15 protein-coding genes are annotated in these 15,979 nt (G+C 58.5%); 10 read left to right on the top strand and 5 right to left on the bottom strand.

Annotation, left to right across the window (positions count from 1 at the left end; translation table 11 throughout):
* The first annotated feature begins 456 nt into the window (after positions 1-456).
* Genes L7A20_RS01880 through L7A20_RS01870 form a run of 3 tightly spaced genes read left to right on the top strand, consistent with a single transcriptional unit; the run spans position 457 to position 2,711 of the window.
* Positions 457-882, top strand: coding sequence for a hypothetical protein (locus tag L7A20_RS01880; RefSeq protein ID WP_237222199.1), 426 nt, complete (start codon positions 457-459; stop codon positions 880-882).
* 23 nt (positions 883-905) lie between these two features.
* Positions 906-2,264, top strand: a complete 1,359-nt coding sequence (locus L7A20_RS01875) for an RHS repeat-associated core domain-containing protein (protein ID WP_237222198.1) — start codon at positions 906-908, stop codon at positions 2,262-2,264.
* 3 nt (positions 2,265-2,267) lie between these two features.
* Positions 2,268-2,711, top strand: a complete 444-nt coding sequence (locus tag L7A20_RS01870; protein ID WP_237222197.1) for a hypothetical protein — start codon at positions 2,268-2,270, stop codon at positions 2,709-2,711.
* Positions 2,712-2,816: 105 nt separating this feature from the next.
* Here L7A20_RS01870 and L7A20_RS11965 read toward each other — a convergent pair whose 3' ends face one another.
* Positions 2,817-2,948 (bottom strand): hypothetical protein, encoded by a 132-nt coding sequence (locus L7A20_RS11965; protein ID WP_272879201.1) that lies wholly within the window; start codon positions 2,946-2,948, stop codon positions 2,817-2,819.
* Positions 2,949-3,604: 656 nt separating this feature from the next.
* Between L7A20_RS11965 and L7A20_RS01860 the strand changes: the two genes are divergently transcribed.
* From L7A20_RS01860 to L7A20_RS01850, 3 genes are all read left to right on the top strand, one after another.
* Positions 3,605-4,051, top strand: a complete 447-nt coding sequence (locus tag L7A20_RS01860; protein ID WP_237199578.1) for a hypothetical protein — start codon at positions 3,605-3,607, stop codon at positions 4,049-4,051.
* 425 nt (positions 4,052-4,476) lie between these two features.
* Positions 4,477-5,217 (top strand): HAD family hydrolase, encoded by a 741-nt coding sequence (locus tag L7A20_RS01855; RefSeq protein WP_237222196.1) that lies wholly within the window; start codon positions 4,477-4,479, stop codon positions 5,215-5,217.
* A gap of 27 nt (positions 5,218-5,244) precedes the next feature.
* On the top strand, positions 5,245-5,829 hold the full coding sequence (locus L7A20_RS01850) for a hypothetical protein (RefSeq protein WP_237222195.1): 585 nt from the start codon (positions 5,245-5,247) through the stop codon (positions 5,827-5,829).
* A gap of 388 nt (positions 5,830-6,217) precedes the next feature.
* On the opposite strand, the gene L7A20_RS01845 is transcribed toward L7A20_RS01850, so the two are convergent.
* From L7A20_RS01845 to L7A20_RS01830, 4 genes are all read right to left on the bottom strand, one after another.
* Positions 6,218-6,817: a methionine ABC transporter permease gene (locus tag L7A20_RS01845; protein ID WP_185174719.1), complete on the bottom strand. Its 600-nt coding sequence runs from the start codon at positions 6,815-6,817 to the stop codon at positions 6,218-6,220.
* Between the two features lie 59 nt (positions 6,818-6,876).
* Positions 6,877-7,929 carry a methionine ABC transporter ATP-binding protein gene (locus L7A20_RS01840; protein ID WP_237222194.1) on the bottom strand — a complete coding sequence of 351 codons (1,053 nt, stop codon included), beginning with the start codon at positions 7,927-7,929 and terminating at the stop codon, positions 6,877-6,879.
* Positions 7,930-8,120: 191 nt separating this feature from the next.
* The gene (locus tag L7A20_RS01835; RefSeq protein WP_237222193.1) at positions 8,121-8,975 is read right to left on the bottom strand and encodes a MetQ/NlpA family ABC transporter substrate-binding protein; all 855 of its coding nucleotides are present in this window, start codon (positions 8,973-8,975) and stop codon (positions 8,121-8,123) included.
* A gap of 232 nt (positions 8,976-9,207) precedes the next feature.
* Positions 9,208-10,014: a FadR/GntR family transcriptional regulator gene (locus tag L7A20_RS01830; protein ID WP_237222192.1), complete on the bottom strand. Its 807-nt coding sequence runs from the start codon at positions 10,012-10,014 to the stop codon at positions 9,208-9,210.
* A 145-nt stretch (positions 10,015-10,159) separates the two neighbouring features.
* On the opposite strand from L7A20_RS01830, the gene L7A20_RS01825 reads away from it, so the two are divergent.
* From L7A20_RS01825 to L7A20_RS01810, 4 genes are all read left to right on the top strand, one after another.
* Complete coding sequence (locus L7A20_RS01825; protein WP_237222191.1) at positions 10,160-11,770, top strand: ABC transporter substrate-binding protein; 1,611 nt, start codon at positions 10,160-10,162, stop codon at positions 11,768-11,770.
* Between the two features lie 223 nt (positions 11,771-11,993).
* Positions 11,994-12,947: an ABC transporter permease gene (locus tag L7A20_RS01820; protein ID WP_237222190.1), complete on the top strand. Its 954-nt coding sequence runs from the start codon at positions 11,994-11,996 to the stop codon at positions 12,945-12,947.
* Positions 12,948-12,949: 2 nt separating this feature from the next.
* A complete protein-coding gene (locus L7A20_RS01815) occupies positions 12,950-15,043 on the top strand; it encodes a dipeptide/oligopeptide/nickel ABC transporter permease/ATP-binding protein (protein ID WP_237222189.1) in 2,094 nt (697 codons plus the stop codon).
* Positions 15,040-15,906, top strand: coding sequence for an ATP-binding cassette domain-containing protein (locus tag L7A20_RS01810; RefSeq protein WP_237222188.1), 867 nt, complete (start codon positions 15,040-15,042; stop codon positions 15,904-15,906). Before L7A20_RS01815 ends, L7A20_RS01810 begins: the two co-directional genes overlap by 4 nt.
* Positions 15,907-15,979: the final 73 nt, after the last annotated feature.

Genomic DNA, 15,979 nt, shown 5'->3' with positions numbered 1-15,979 from the left:
CAGCGGCGGTTGCATGCTGGCCTTGGTTATCGGACTCCGCAGGAGGTGGTTGATGATGTTTTAGTTGATATTGTGTGATGTGTTAGTTTTTTGGGTGGTGGGTGTGACCGAAACCCAGTACATATCATTTCAGGAGCATACTGTGGGTGGTTATGTTCGGGCGACGGTTTCTGGTTTGGGGGTTGGGGTGTTGTCGCCGAGGGTAACGCCGTTGAGGCAGAACTACCTATCGGGATCCGCCGTGGAAAATATAGCTGGTTACGGTATTGATAGAGGTGCCGACTATGCTCTAGGTGTATTCAATTATGTCGCTACTCCCCAGGAGAATTCCTTGAATATCACAGATGCCAATAAGGAGGGCCTTAAGAGCATGCTCAGTGGCGTCTCAGGCGGAATTTCTTCTTCGTCTGCGGACGCAATTCGACCCGTCACACCGTTACCTTAATGAGTAGAAAAATGAATATATTTTTTACTGATGAATTAAGCAAAAAAGGAAACAAAAAGCCTAGAAAATGGGTTACTTTTTTCCTACTGATTATTGTTTTCCTCAGTTTTTTATCTATGATTGGCGTTCCTTTGTATAACGCATATAGTCAAAAGAATCCTATTGATAAGCAGTGCACCATCATCTCTGCAGAAGTCTCCAATAACCGCAGTGGTACCGGCGGGTTATCAACTTCCAGTACTAAGTTGAAGATCCGTACGCAGGAGTGCGGAACTGTCTATGTGTCTAAGGTTTTGTCTCCTTCTCCTGCTGGGTCTTGGGATGAGATGGCTGCTGAGTTAGATGGGTATCGGGGTCAGCAGGTGGTGTTGGTGTTTCCTCCTTTTCAGTTACCTGCTGAGGGGGATTATGCACTGGGGTATGGGTATCGTTTGTAGGTTTGTGGGGTGCTGGTGTCTTGTTGGGTACCATTACCCCTTCCTTTTATCCTCATAGCCAGGGACGGCGTCGTCCTGATTGTTTACTAGAACCTTTCTTTGGGGTGACGGTTGCTGGATCTTTGCAGGTTGCTGGTCTGGAGATCCTGGGTGCGCGTGTCTATGACCCGGTAGCTCGTGGGTTTATCTCGGTTGATCCTCTTGCCTCCCCAGCTGGTGCTGGTTGGGGTGCGAATGTGTATGCGTTTGTGGGGAATGCTCCGGTGGGTTTGGTGGATCCGTGGGGTTTGTCTCCGATGACGGCTGGGGAGTTTCGGGAGTACCGGGCTGATGTCCGAGGCCGGGCAGGAGAACGCCTATACCGCCATGCCGAACAATTCCTCAACGACCATGCAGGACTCATCGCAGCAGCAACCATCGTGGCAGGTATAGCCATCATGGCAACCGGCCCCCTCGGATGGCTGGGCATGGCAGCAGTCGGCGGACTATTATCTTTCGGCGCATCAGTTGCAACCCAAAAAATCTTCGGCGGAAAAGTAAGCCTCAAAAAATCTCTGGTTGACGGTGCAGTAGGTTTCGTTAGTGGAGGGCTAGGAAAACTAGCAAGCATGGGAACCTCAGCGCTAGCGTCCTCCAGATTCGCCAGCACCTTCACCAACAGTGCTGCTGTTACTAAAATCGGTTCAGCACTATCGAGCACACGGTCTGGAATCTCAAGTGCATTCGGGGCAGCACGATCTTGGACAGCGCCTGCGGCATCAAGACTTGCGTCCTTTGCCTCACCGGTAACTTCTCGTATCTCATCAGCTGCTGCTCCAGTGCTCTCTAAAGCGCAGCCTGCTGTGCAGGTTGCTGGCCAGTGGGGGAAGAATATAGCTGGGCAGTACACTAGTGCTGGTGTGGTGAGTGAGGCAGTGGAGGGTGCTGTTTCTGGGGCAGTGAATAATGCTGGTGGTTATTGGTTCAATGCTGAAAATGGGTATAAGCCTACGGTTTCTGGTGTTGTGCATGCTGCGGGGACTGGTTTTGGGCTTGGTATGTTAACGCCAGGCGTTGCCGAAGGTACTGTTGTGCTTCGAGGAGCACAAGGTATAGAGAAGGTGGCGATTGACCGGATAACTGATTTTGCAGCTGGTGGTACCAACTATTTGTTATCGCCGAACAATGACAATCAAGAGAAAACTCCATTGAAATTTATTGAAGAGGGATTTAAAAACTCTTTGACGGGTGGTTCTACATCTTCTGGAAAGTATATTGATGCAAGGACAAGTCAAATAATTGATGACACAGTTCCTAACCACCTGGACAGTGTGAGCTTGAGTCGTCGCGATCTTCTAAAAGGAGACATTCCAGGAGTGCCAATAGATCAAGAGAGCCAGTAATCTATGAAAAAAAATAATGAAGAAAATAAAATAATCACTAACCAGCGTCACATCGTGAAGCAGGAGGCTAATCATAGACCTGGCGGTAAATTGTTCACTTTTATTCTTGTTGGGTTTTTGATTATTACAGGCGGGTATTATCTGATTAATTTAAACTTCGATCGCCCTATTGACTGCACTGTCATCAGTGCCACTGGAAGTAATGGCGGGGGAGGTGTAAAAACCTCTGCTTCAACCCCAAGTGTGACAGTTAAGACACAAGAGTGTGGAACTATTGTTTTTGTACGAATGTACAACGATGGTTTTGATACAGCGCAGGATCTAGCCGATGAATTGAATAAGAAAAAGAACGAGAGAGTTCGTTTTTATGTTGGGCCAATCCGCTTGTTCACATGGCCTTATGAAGCTAAAGCTGCTGATCTCGAAGGGTATCCTATCCGGAAGTAAAGGATCCTATCTAGGCTATCTAATGGCATCAGTTACCTAATACAACCCGGCAGCGGCAATGAAGCAAAAGACTCCCGTTAATTCGTAGAGGAAGGCTTAAAGCTATTATTCGATAGACTGAGTAGACGTAATACCTTGTGCGCCTAATGCATCTGGGAATTGAATAAAATCCGTAACAAATTCAAACTTCTCCCCTTGATGATCTTGCAAAAATTCCACAAGTGCAGCCTCATTCATATCTGTATCCCCTGAGTACCGCACGGAGGTAATGACGATAAGGCCGCAATCGCTACTTTCAATGCGGACTGATCTTGATGCGGTCGCCCCTCCATTGCCTCCTGAGCTGTTACGTAGTCGCACTGAGTCTACGGTGCAGACTTAGGTGCCGGGGAAGAATAGATCTAATACGTAGGAGGCACCAAGACCGATGAAGAGAAGTACAGAGCAAGGTGCTAGTACAATGACTGCGACTTTGCGCCATAGCGGAGCGTCCGCCCAAGATATTCGCTGTTGTGACATTGAGTTTCCTACGGCTGAATTAAATATTTTAGGTTGCTTCTTTAAGCGCTTGTACTGGTGAACCGTAAATTTACCCGCCATTGCACCGGATCACCTGTATGGCGCAGTCTTTACTTATGTCCGTACAGATAGCGGGTTCTGCTACACAGCTTTCATTACTGATGTCTTCAGTCGGAAAACTGTAGGCTGGGGTGTTTCCTCGATTTTACATACTCTCGATATGCTTCTGATGGCTCTGAAGCAGGCTCTTTGTGATACTCGGAAGAACAGGTCTAATGTAACCGAGATTGTGTATCACACGGTTCTTGGTGCTGCTGGTGGTATGACGTCGGTGGGGAAGGTTATTGTGGATGAGAGTGTAAGGAGTAATGAAAGTGAATGAGACATCAAAGATGAACGACTCAGGTGCTGAAGAATCCTCGGTGGGTACTGGCAGGGCTAAGACTCTTCGAGGGAGGATTTTTGCTGGTTTTCTTTTCTTATTGCTTGTTGGGCCTATGGTATTTAGTGTCACTTCACTATTATTTGCCACCCCCTTCAACAAAATCTTCAACTACGAAAAAGAATGCACCATTTCAGGGGCAGCTGCGGGATCATCTGGTTCCAAGTCCTCCTCTAGTAGTTATTATATTTATGTTAAAAGCCTTGACTGCGAGGGCATGAGATATTACGGCCCCCGCAATGGACTGAACCATGACGAAGTTGCTGATCGTATTGATCTTTTAGAGGGTCAGACGGTGACAGTGGATGTTGGTTATTGGCAATTCCCTTTTTCAGATACTGACATTGTTGGCATTGAAGGCCTGGATTTGAGTCGTTAAACCTCTACTTGTTCCACTTCTGGCAAGACAATAGGGCGCTGGGGTCTGTGCTTGTTTGTGCGGGCGGGCTCCAGCGTCCTTATTACTTTATACTTAGCTCATACGACAGGAACTTGATTTAGGGCAGAACCCGCAAATCAGCCGAATAAGCGCCGGTAGCACATGGGCTGAATTTAGCGCCCACGAACTCACTAAGAAATTCTTTAATAACAAAAAGATAGCTGAGTCGGTATCCTCTCCAGACGGCCCAGCATTTATCGCAAATGTAGATTGGGACCCAAAGCTGTTCACGCAGCTTTTTCGCCACAAAAATTTGAGGAATTCTTAGAACAGATCCACTCCGAATCCTCCTAGAAAGAGGGGTGCCCCACTCATAATCCACGCCGCAGGTGCTCCCGCCCACCCCGGTATGAGAGCATAGAACCATGTTTGAACTTCACTCAGCCCCCGCGAACTTTGCCCCCGCCTGCGCCGTCTTCGACTGCGACGGCGTCCTGCTCGACTCCGAAACCCTCTGGGGCGAAATCCAGGCCGAAATGTTCAAACACTACCGGGTAGAGCTCACCCCCGAACTCGAAGCCTCCCTCGTCGGCATCTCAGCCGGGGATCTTGCCGACCGTCTCTCGGCCCTCACCCCGCTGGCGTCCGAATTCAACGGCTCCCCCGAAGCCTTCCGCGACAGCGTCTACACCACCATCACCACCACCGAATTCGACATCATCGACCGCGGCGTCACCGCCATCGACGGTGCTCTCAGAGCCATTCAGCTGCTCTCAGCCAAAATTCCCATGGCAGTGGCGTCCAACTCCGGCGGCAAACTGCTGACCAAAAAACTCACCCACTTCGGCTACGCCCCCTACCTGGATACCTGGGTCTCCTTCCACGACGTCAAAGAAGGCAAACCCGCCCCCGACATCTACCTCGAAGCAACCCGCCGCCTGGGCTTTGCCCCCGAGCAGGCCCTCACCGTGGAAGACTCCGTCACCGGCATGACCGCCGCAACCGCAGCTGGCACCAACTGCCTGATTTACCAAGTAGAGCCGGACGCTACCACCCCCACTCCCCTACTGACAGCAGGTATCGGGCGGTTTAGCTCCTTCACCGACCCAGCCTTCCTCGCCCAGCTCGACGCCTGGGTAGGGCACCTGCCCGACCGCGACCGCTAACCCTCACCACCTTCTCAAGGACGAGCAGTGACAGACCCCGAGCAGAACCCGCGCCCCTCCCGCTACGGCCGCCGCCTCGAAGACCTCAGCGACGACGAACGCGCCTACTACCGCGACTTCCTCCCGCCCCAGGCCTTTACCGGGGAGCAGGTGGCGGGGCAGGCGTCCGCCCCGCTAGAGTCAGAGGACGCCGCCCGCCCGGCGCGGACGGGCCCCGACACCCAGCAGGGCAAACGGCCCCGCAGCCGCTGGTACTGGCTACCACACTCCCTCACTATCGTGGCAGTGATTCTGGCAGTGGCTTCTTTTCTGGTGGTGCCTGCCATCTACAGCGACGCAACCCCGGAGCTACGCCGTAACTACGTGATTATGTGGGCTGAGCTTGCCTTCTTCTTCCTGCTTTTTGCGGCCCTGCTGTACGGCATCTTTGCGCTCTCGCGGTTCACCGACCACGATGATGAGGATGACGAGCGGCTCATGCGCCCCACCGATTTTGCTGAGCGTCTCTACGAGCAGGAGCTTGAGCGCGGCTCTGGCCGAAACGGCGGGAACGGGCCGGGGGTGGGAGGGCTCTACGACTCGTCCTGGATTAGCGGCAAGAAAAACGACTAGAGAGCAAAAGGGCCGGCTCCCAGGGGAACCGGCCCTTAGCTACCCCGGTTTTTATGCAAGTACCCCCGTTTTTACCCGGGGTATCTGCACCGAAACTGGGGTATCTAGCAGAAAGAGGGGCTGGCAGGCTGAAGAGGACGCGCGGATGCGCTGGGGGCCGGCTGGCTGGGGCTGGCAGGCATGCGCGGCGTCTACTGGCTCGGGGCTGGCTGTCAGAAGAGGACACACGGATGCGCTGGGAGCCGGCTGGCTGGGGCTGGCAGGCATGCGCGGCGTCTGCTGGCACGGGGCTGGCGTGAATCATGACGAGCCCCCAGGCGAGGAATGAGAGGGTCGCAGACGCAAGCGTGCCTGCCAGCCCCGCTCTCCGCACGTCCTCCGAGCTACCTTATCGGCGCATGACCTTGCGGGCCAGCATGTTGCCCACCAGCTGGATGAGCTGCACCAGAATAATAATGACGGCGACAACCGACCAGGTGATGACTTCGTTGAAGCGCTGGTAGCCGTCCACCAGGGCGACCTTACCCAGGCCGCCACCGCCGATGTAACCGGCCATAGCTGACATGTCGACTACGCCGATGACCAGGAAGGTGTAGCCCAGGATCAGCGGGCCGAGGGCTTCGGGGATCATGACGGTGAAGAGAATACGCATCTTGGAGGCGCCCATGGCACGAGCTGCTTCAATGACGCCGGGGTCGATGGAGACCATGTTCTGCTCGACGATGCGGGCGATGGCGAAGGTTGCGCCGAAGACCATGGCGAAGATTGCGGCGTTGACGCCCAGGCGGGTGCCGACCACCATCTGGGTTAGGGGGCCCAGGGCTGCGAGCAGGATGATGAAGGGGATGGGGCGTACCACGTTGACCACGACGTTCAGCAGGATGTTGACGAAGCGGTTAGCCAGGATGTTGCCCTGGCGGGTGGTGTAGAGCAGCAGACCGAAGATCATGCCTAGGGCACCGGCGACCAGCATGGTCAGTGAGACCATGTAGAGGGTGTCGCCGAGGGCGGGGATAAGTTTGTCGGTGACGAAGGTTGAGTCCACGGTTAGCGTACCTCCTGCACGCGGGTGACGGTCTTGAGCTCAGCGACCACGGCGTCGAGGCTGGTGACATCACCGAGCAGTTCGAGGGTGAGGTTGCCGTAGCTCTTGCCCTGCAGGGTTTCGAGGCCGCCCTGCACGATGTTGAAGGAGACGTTGCGGGAGCCAAGGTAGGAGAGTACCTTGCCGATGCCGTTGTTGCCTTCGGTGATTTCGATGTTGATGAGGTAGCCCTTGTGGCGGGCTTTGAGGTCGGCGGCTTCGTCGCCTACGGGTAGGGACTTGACGGTGGTGCCGACGAAGCGGCGGGCGACCTCGGTTTGGGGGTTGGAGAAGACGTCGTAGACGTTGCCTGATTCGACCACACGGCCATTTTCCATGACGGCGACGCGGTCGGCGATGGTGGAGACGACGTCCATTTCGTGGGTAATGACGATGACGGTGATGCCCAGCTCGGCGTTGACCTTTTTGAGCAGGTCGAGCACTTCAGCGGTGGTTTCGGGGTCCAGGGCGCTGGTGGACTCGTCAGCCAGCAGCAGGGAGGGTGAGGTGGCAAGGGCGCGGGCAATGCCGACGCGCTGTTTCTGACCGCCGGAGAGCTGGTCGGGGTAGTTTTTGGCCTTGTCGGCCAGGCCTACGAAGTCCAGCAGCTCTGCTACGCGTTCGGCGCGCTTGGCCTTGTCCCAGCCTGCGATGATGAGGGGGAATTCGACGTTGCCGGCAACGGTGCGGGAGTTCATGAGGTTGAACTGCTGGAAGATCATGCCGATGTTGGTGCGCACCTGGCGCAGCTGGGATTCGCGTTTACCTGCGATTTCAAAGCCGTCGACGGTGAGTGAGCCGGAGGTGATGGCTTCTAGGCCGTTGATCAGGCGTACCAGGGTTGATTTACCGGCACCGGAGTAGCCGATGATAGCGAAGATTTCACCCTTGTTGATGGTGAGGTCTACGCCGTTGACGGCGGTGACGGTTTTTTTGCCGACCTTAAACTCTTTGGTCACGTTGTTCAGCACGACCATGGGCTGGGGCCCGGTTGGCTGTAGTCGCTGTTCGGTCATGTCTTCTTCTTCGGTTGGGGGCTTGCTGTGGCTGCGGGCGGACGCACCTGCTGGGGTGGGTGCACAAAGCGGCAGCCGCTGCGGGGCTAGAGCTGGGCACCGGACGGGGCCGAAGTGTCTAGCCTACCGCAGGTTGGCTGCCGCTTATGGGGTGCGTGAGCTAGCTCAAGGGTGAGCTTTCACCTAGTGTTTTAGCCGTTGCGCTTCTGCTCTTCGAGGGTTGCCAGGGTGGAGCGCAGTTCGGAGACCTCGGTGGTTACTTCTACTGCGGTGCCCTGGGTGTCTTCCTGTACCACGGCCTGTACTTCTTCGGTGTGGTAGAGCTCTACGATCTTCTTGTAGGTCTCGTTGTCGGCGTTATCGGCGGTGGAGACGAAGAGGTTGACGTAGGGGCGGGCTGACTCGTTAGCGGGGTCGTCCTGGGCCAGGGCGTCCTTGGGGTTCAGGCCGGCGTCCTTGAGGAAGTCGTTGTTGATGACGGAGCCGTCAACGGATTCGAGGGCCAGCACGGTCTGGGCTGCGTCGACGGGGGTGACGGTGACCTTGGAGGCAGCGGTGTCGATGTCGTCAACGGTGGGGCTGGTGGTTTCTGAGGTGAAGGAGACCAGGCCGTTAGCTTCGAGCAGCAGTAGGGCGCGTGCTTCGTTGACGGTGTCGTTGGGGATGGCGATTTCAGCGCCCTGGGGCAGTGCTGAGATGGAGTCGTGCTTGTTGGAGAACAGCGCCATGGGGTAGATAACGGTGGGGCCTACGATCTGCAGGTCGTCGTTAGCTTCTACGTTGTAGTTGGAGAGGTAGGCGATGTGCTGGAACCAGTTGAGGTCGATTTCGCCGGAGCTCAGGGCGGGGTTGGGCTGGGTGTAGTCGGAGAATTCAACGATTTCGATGTTGATTCCCTCTGCCTTTGCGACCTCGACGAGCTTGTCGTTGGAGGGGTCGGTGCCTACTACGCCGATTTTGACGACGTCGTCGCTGGAGGATGAGCCGCAAGCTGCAAGACCGAATGCGAGGGGTACGAGAGCCAGAGTGGCAACAAATTTCTTCACGGCTATGAATCTTTCTGTTGAGAAATAGTGGTGTGTGCGGCCACGGTTCAGCGGCACCGTCTCTAGCGTTGTGTGCTGATGTGGTTTCGGGCGCCCAGGCTAGACGCCTCTTCTATTAGAACACTGTGGCGCCACCGCTCCCCAATGCGGCTTCTTTTTGGGTCATATGTCACGTGTGTGACCGCAACAAAAAGTTACGGCGTCATAAAACGTCATAAAAGGACGGCCGGGTTCAGCTTTCTTTTTCTGCAAGCCAGTTGGCCTGCCAGGAGGTGAGGCGGGCGCGAATACCCACAAAATGTTCACTCATAAGCCGGGTGGCGGCGTCCGCGTCCTTATCTCGAATGGCCTCGTAGAGCTTGCGGTGGGCATCGAGCAGGGTGCAGGTTTGCCCCTCGTCGAGGGGGGCTACCGTATCGAGCACGCCAGAGATGTTGTTGTAGACCTGCCAGAAGACATCGAGCATGCGGGAGAGCAGCTCGTTGCCCAGAGGCTCGAAGATAGCGGCGTGGAAGCGCTGGTCGCATTCGGCCAGCCAGATGCCGTTGTGCACGCTGGCTTCCATATCGTCATAGGCGGCTTTGATTTTGGCCAGCTCGTCGGGGGTAATGACTGGGATGACCGCGCGTAACAAACCGACTTCGAGGGCTTCGCGCACCTCAACCAGCTCCAGGGCCTCCTGGCCGCCGTGGTAGAGGGCTAGTTGGCCCCGGAAACTCAGGGCCCGCGCCATGGAGGTCAGGGCGTTACCGCCCACGAAGGTGCCAAAGCCGTGGCGCACCTCAACGATGCCGAGGGCCTCAAGCACTTTGAGGGCTTCTCGCACGGAATTTCGGCCCACCCCGAGCTCGTCAATGAGCTCTTGTTCGGTGGGCAGGGGGTCGCCCTGGCCCAGCTGGCGCCGGAAGATGAGGGCGATGATGTCGTTTTGCAGCTGCTGCTGGCGTTTTTGGGCCGCGCTCAGTGAGGACGCCGGGGGCGGGAAGGTGGGCAGGGCGGCTTCTGCCGGGGTGCTGGTGAATGAGTCGTGGTGGTTCATACTACTGATTCTTACATCTTCTGCTTGACCAAGTTAGACGTCCGTCACTACTATACAGGATATAGGTAGGACGTCCTACCTCCACTTTAGTTAGACAACCTCCCGCTCCTTCCCGGAGCGCAGCCCCTAAAGGAGTGAGACATCGATGTCACAGCTCACCCGAGTCAAGGAATTTGACACCTCACGTCGCGGCTTCTTCAAGATTGCCGGCGGTATCAGCGCAGCCACCGCCTTTGCCGCCTCCATCGCAGCCTGCGGTAACTCATCAACCACCACCGACTCGTCCGCTAGCGGCAACGCCGCAGGTGCCAACAACGACGGCACCATCACCGCCGCTATCGCCTACGACGTCTCCACCACCTTCGACCCCTCGCAGGCATCAGGCGCAGCCCCCTTCGCCGCCAACATGCACATCTTCGAGGGTCTCTACGGCCTCGACCCCGCTACCCGCGCGCGCTACAACGCCCTGGCAACCGGCGACCCCGAGGTCGTTGACGAGACCACCTACCGCGTCTCCCTGCGCGAAGGCGCTAAGTTCCACGACGGCGCAGCGGTTACTGCCGCAGACGTTGTCTCCACCTTCGAGCTCTACACCTCAGAAGAATCCCTCTTCAGCCAGTTCCTCTACTTCATCGACACCGTCACCGCTGTAGATGACGCCACCGTAGAGTTCAAGCTCAATCAGCCCTTCCCCCTCTTTGCTGACCGCATCGCCCTGGTCAACATCATGCCCGCTTCGGCAACCGATGACATCGAGGCCTTCGGTGCCCACCCCATCGGCTCCGGCCCCTACAAGTTCGTCTCTGCCACCAAGGGCGACCACATCGCCTTCGAGCGTTTCGACGACTACAACGGCCCCCGCCCCGCTCTCGCTAAGAACATGAAGTGGCTGATCCTGGTAGAGTCCTCAGCCCGTGTTACCGCTATGAGCTCCCAGCGCGTCCAGGCCATCGAGTCCGTGCCCTACGACAGCATCCCCGTACTGGAGAACACCAACGGCGTCACCGTTGAATCGGTGCAGTCTTTCGGCCTGCTCTTCATGATGTTCAACTGCGCCAAGGCCCCCTTCGACAAGAAGGAAGTACGCCAGGCCCTCTTCTACGCCATCGACATCGAGAAGGTCATCTCCACCGGCCTGCTGGGCAACGCCACCGCAGCCACCTCCTTCTTGCACAAGGAACACCCCGACTACGCCGAGGCCTCCACCGTCTACACCTACGACAAGGCCAAGGCCCAGCAGCTGCTCAAGGACGCCGGGGTTGAGAACCTCTCCATCACCCTGCGCACCACCGACCATGACTGGGTCAAGCAGTGCTCCCAGCTGGTTCAGGAATCCCTGAAGGACGCCGGTATCGAGGTCAATCTGCAGGACTCCCAGAGCTCCTCCCTCTACTCCGACTACGTCGACACCGGTGACTTCGATGTCGTCTTGGCCCCCGGCGATCCCTCCGTCTTCGGCAACGACCCCGACTTGCTGCTCTCCTGGTGGTACCGCGGTGCCACCTGGCCCGAGAAGCGCTTCCGCTGGTCCACCACCGCCGAATACACCCAGCTGCAGGAGGCCATGGCTGAGGCTGTCTCATCTGAAAGCCCCGATTGGAAGGGCATCTTCGACATCGTGGCAGAGAACGTCCCCCTCTACCCCCTCTTCCACCGCAAGCTGCCTACCGCCTGGTCGGCTGATACCCTCACCGACTTCGCCCCCATTCCCACCACCGGCCTGTCCTTCCAGAACGTAGGCACCACTCAGGCCTAGGTGGTTCCACCGGCCCAGCCTCCCCCAGCTGGATCAGCCGGTAACCCGTGAAAAGGTAACCCCATTTCCACACATCACACCCCCTTTTCACACCCCGCTCGGCACCTGCCCGCCCTCTACTGGGCAGGTGCCGGGCCCCACACAAGACCTCTAACCCCACCGGGGCGCCCATCCACCCCCAAGCTGCCCCGGCCCCGTCCTAAAACTTCAGGGAGCCAGACCCGTGTCAAACTTTCTCAGACTGCTCGGCAGGCGCCTTATCGCCCTGCCCATCATGATTCTGGGCGTCACCATCTTGGTCTTCGTCATCCTGCAATTCACCCCCGGCGACCCAGCAACCATCGCCCTGGGTGAAGGCGCCTCAGAAGAAGCCAAAGAAGCCTACCGAGAATCACGGGGCCTCAACGACCCGCTCATCGTCCAGTACTTCGCCTTCCTCTCCCGGCTTATCCGATTCGACCTGGGCATGACCACTCCGCCGGCTCAGCCCGTTATCGACCAGATCAAGGTAGCCTTCCCCACCACCTTGCAGCTGACCTTCCTGGGCGTGCTCATTGCTGCGGTAGCCTCCTTGATTCTCGGCGTCATCGCCGCCCTCTACCGCGACCGCTGGCCTGATCAGATTATCCGTGTGCTCTCCATGGCCTCCATCGCTACCCCCTCCTTCTGGCTGGGTATTCTGATGATCCAGTACTTCGCCCTCGCCCTGGGCTGGTTCCCCACCGGCGGTTCAGCCCCTCCCGGCAGCGGTTTTGGCACCTGGCTCTCCCACATGTTCCTGCCCGCCGTGGCCCTCGCTATCCCGGTGAGCGCCTCCCTGACCCGCACCGTCCGCACCTCCATGGTTGAAGAACTCGACAAGGACTACGTGCGCACCGCCATCGGCAACGGCGTACCCCGCCGCGAGGTCATCACCAAGAATGTGCTCCGCAACGCCCTCATCACCCCGGTCACCGTGCTCGGCCTGCGTATTGGCTACCTGCTCGGCGGTGCTGTGGTTATCGAAATGATTTTCTCCCTCAACGGCATGGGCAACCTCATCTTCATCGGCATCACCGGTAACGACATCAACCTGGTTCAGGGCGTCGTCCTCACCATCGCCGTCACCTTCGTGCTCGTCAACATCATCGTTGACCTGCTCTACCTACTCATCAACCCCCGTATCAGGAGCGTCTAACCATGCGTAGCGGACTAGCAGAACGCCTCTCAGCGCCAGGCATCCGATTCAGGGCGCTCCCCACCGGCTCCAAAATCGCCCTCAGCTTCCTCGCCATCATCGCCCTGGTCGCGATTTTCGCCCCCTGGCTGGCTCCCCATGACCCGCTGGCCTCCACCGGTGCCCCCATCGGCGCACCCAACTCCGAGTACCTCTTCGGTACCGACCGCCAGGGCCGCGACATCCTCTCCCGTCTGATGTACGGTGCCCGTGCCTCCCTGCAGGTCGGCTTGGGCGCTGTTGCCCTGGCCCTCATCATGGGCGGTATTCTTGGTGCCCTGGCAGCGACCAGCTCCAAGTTCGTCTCCGAGCTGATCATGCGCGTCATGGACGTGCTCATGGCCTTCCCCGGCATTGCCCTAGCAGCCGTCCTGCTGGCTTCCCTGGGTAACTCGGTAGGCACCATTATCTTCACCATCGCCGTGGTCTACACCCCGCAGCTGGCCCGTGTGGTCCGCGCCCAGGTGCTGGCCGCCTGGGACGAAGACTACGTTCGCGCCGAGCGCGTTATGGGAGCCCCCCGCTTCTACATCCTGCTCAAGCACGTTGTACGCAACACCATCGCCCCCGTGCTGGTCTTCGCCACCGTCATGGTCGCCGACGCCATTATCCTCGAAGCATCCCTAAGCTTCCTCTCAGCCGGTGTGCGCCCGCCCAACCCCTCCTGGGGTAACGTCATCGCCGACGGCCGCGCCCTGGTACTGGCAGGCGGCTGGTGGGCTACCACCTTCGCAGGTGCCGTCATTCTGCTGACCGTGCTGGCCCTCAACGTGCTCTCTGAGGGCATGACCGACGCCATGGTCAACCCCAAGCTGCGCCGCAAGGTCAAAATCGATGACTCCTCCGTTATCGCTGGCACCACCGCCGGTGCCCTGACCGCAGCGCCCTCCACCGCCGACGATAAGTCCATCGCGGCCACCTCCCCCGATGCACAGGGGCAGGACGCCACCCCCTGGGGCGGGCCCGTCAAGCACGCTGGCTCCCGCTCGGCAGCCGAAAGGGACGCCGTCGCCGCAGCTAACCTGGCAGGTGTGCTCGAAGAGCTCAAGGGGGCAGAAGCCCGCCGTACCGACCGGCTGCAGGCGGACGCGTCCGCCCGCGTCATCTTGGAAGTCAAGGACCTCTCCATCTACTTCCCCGAACGCTTCGGTGACACCCCGGTCGTCGACCGTGTCTCCTTCACCGTCACCGAGGGCCAGACCATGGGCCTGGTGGGTGAGTCAGGCTCGGGTAAATCCATCACCTCCCTGGCGATCATCGGCCTGCTCGATAAGAAGGCCAAGATTACCGGCTCCGTGCTCTTTGAAGGCCAGGAACTGGTAGGGGCTTCAGAAGCCGAGTTCCAGAAGCTGCGTGGATCCGTGATTTCCATGGTCTACCAGGATGCCCTCAGCTCCCTGAACCCCTCCATGCTCATCAAGGACCAGATGAAGCAGCTGACCCGCCGTGGCGGTCGCAAGAGCCCCGAAGAGCTCCTGCGCCTGGTCAAGCTCGACCCCGAGCGTACCCTGGCCTCCTACCCCCACGAGCTCTCCGGTGGTCAGCGTCAGCGCGTCCTGATCGCCATGGCTCTTTCCCGCTCCCCCAAGCTGGTTATTGCCGATGAGCCCACCACCGCCCTGGACGTTACCGTGCAGGCCGAAGTTATCAAGCTCCTCAACGAACTGCGGGAACAGCTGGGCTTCGCCATGATCTTCGTATCGCACGACCTGGCCCTGGTAGCCCAGGTGGCCCACCGTATCTCGGTCATGTACGCCGGTCAGATTGTAGAGGCAGGCTCCACCAGCCAGCTTCTGACCAACCCCATGCACGAATACACCCGAGGCCTACTCGGCTCCGTGCTCTCCATCGAGTCCGGCTCCGAGCGTCTCTACCAGATTCCCGGCACCGTGCCCTCCCCCTCCGACTTCGCCACCGGCGACCGCTTCGCCCCCCGCTCCCAGCGCCCCGATGCTGACCCCGAGCAGAAGCTGGTCTTCACCCCCGTCCCCGGCGATACCGACCACCACTGGGCCTCCCACCTGGCCCCCGCCACTACTTCACAGGAGACAGCATGAACACCCAGCCTGTGACCCCCGCAGCAGAAAACCTGCTCAACACCACCGGCCGCGCCGCCGTCCGCCGCGTCAGCGAACCCATCATCGAGCTCAAAGACGTGCAGGTACACTACCGGGCCCGCACCGGCGGTATCTTCAAACCCAACATTGTCAAAGCTGTGGACGGGGTGAACCTGGCCATCCGCCGCGGCGAAACCATCGGCCTGGTCGGCGAATCGGGCTGTGGCAAGTCCACCTTGGCCTCCATCATCGTGGGGCTACAAAAGCCCACCGGGGGCGACGTGCTCTTCAAGGGTAAGAGCGCCCTCAAGCGCAACGCCGCCCTGCGCAAGGAGTTCGGTTCGGACGTCTCCATCGTCTTCCAGGACCCCTCCACCGCCCTCAACCCCCGCATGACCGTGCAAGACATCCTCAAGGACCCCCTGGACGTGCACGGCATCGGCGACAAGGCCGGGCGCGACCGCCGCGTCCGCGAGCTCCTGCACCTGGTGGGCCTGCCCGCCTCAGCAGCGGACGCCCTGCCCTCCCAGATCTCTGGCGGCCAGCGCCAGCGCGTCGCCATCGCCCGCGCCCTAGCCCTAGAACCCAAGGTTATTGTGGCGGACGAGCCCACCAGCGCCCTCGACGTCTCGGTGCGCGCCCAGGTGCTCAACCTGCTCTCAGACCTCAAGGAAGAGCTCTTCCTCGGCATGGTCTTCATTTCCCACGACATTCAGACCGTCCGCTACGTCTCTGACCGTATCTGCGTGATGAATAAGGGAAAGATCGTCGAAGAAGGCAGCGCCGAACAGGTCTTCGATACCCCCAGCCAGGATTACACCCGCACCCTGCTCGGGGCAGCTCCCACCCTGCTCCACGTCTAAACCACCCACCCGGGCGGCGCGGCCCCTCACAGTCGAGCCACCGCGCCGCCCCCACCCAACCAAGGAGAACACC

Source organism: Rothia nasimurium, from assembly GCF_928381415.1.
Taxonomy (GTDB): Bacteria; Actinomycetota; Actinomycetes; order Actinomycetales; family Micrococcaceae; genus Rothia; species Rothia nasimurium_H.
The sequence above is the reverse complement of the archived record's forward strand: the minus strand, read 5'-3'. Positions and strand labels throughout refer to the sequence as shown.

Coding starts and splice junctions, on each gene's coding strand:
- L7A20_RS01880 (WP_237222199.1), top strand. CDS start 457: ATGAATATATTTTTTACTGATGAATTAAGCAAAAAAGGAAACAAAAAG.
- L7A20_RS01870 (WP_237222197.1), top strand. CDS start 2,268: ATGAAAAAAAATAATGAAGAAAATAAAATAATCACTAACCAGCGTCAC.
- L7A20_RS11965 (WP_272879201.1), bottom strand. CDS start 2,948: ATGAATGAGGCTGCACTTGTGGAATTTTTGCAAGATCATCAAGGGGAG.
- L7A20_RS01810 (WP_237222188.1), top strand. CDS start 15,040: ATGAACACCCAGCCTGTGACCCCCGCAGCAGAAAACCTGCTCAACACC.
- L7A20_RS01855 (WP_237222196.1), top strand. CDS start 4,477: ATGTTTGAACTTCACTCAGCCCCCGCGAACTTTGCCCCCGCCTGCGCC.
- L7A20_RS01830 (WP_237222192.1), bottom strand. CDS start 10,014: ATGAACCACCACGACTCATTCACCAGCACCCCGGCAGAAGCCGCCCTG.
- L7A20_RS01825 (WP_237222191.1), top strand. CDS start 10,160: ATGTCACAGCTCACCCGAGTCAAGGAATTTGACACCTCACGTCGCGGC.
- L7A20_RS01840 (WP_237222194.1), bottom strand. CDS start 7,929: ATGACCGAACAGCGACTACAGCCAACCGGGCCCCAGCCCATGGTCGTG.
- L7A20_RS01845 (WP_185174719.1), bottom strand. CDS start 6,817: ATGGTCTCACTGACCATGCTGGTCGCCGGTGCCCTAGGCATGATCTTC.
- L7A20_RS01815 (WP_237222189.1), top strand. CDS start 12,950: ATGCGTAGCGGACTAGCAGAACGCCTCTCAGCGCCAGGCATCCGATTC.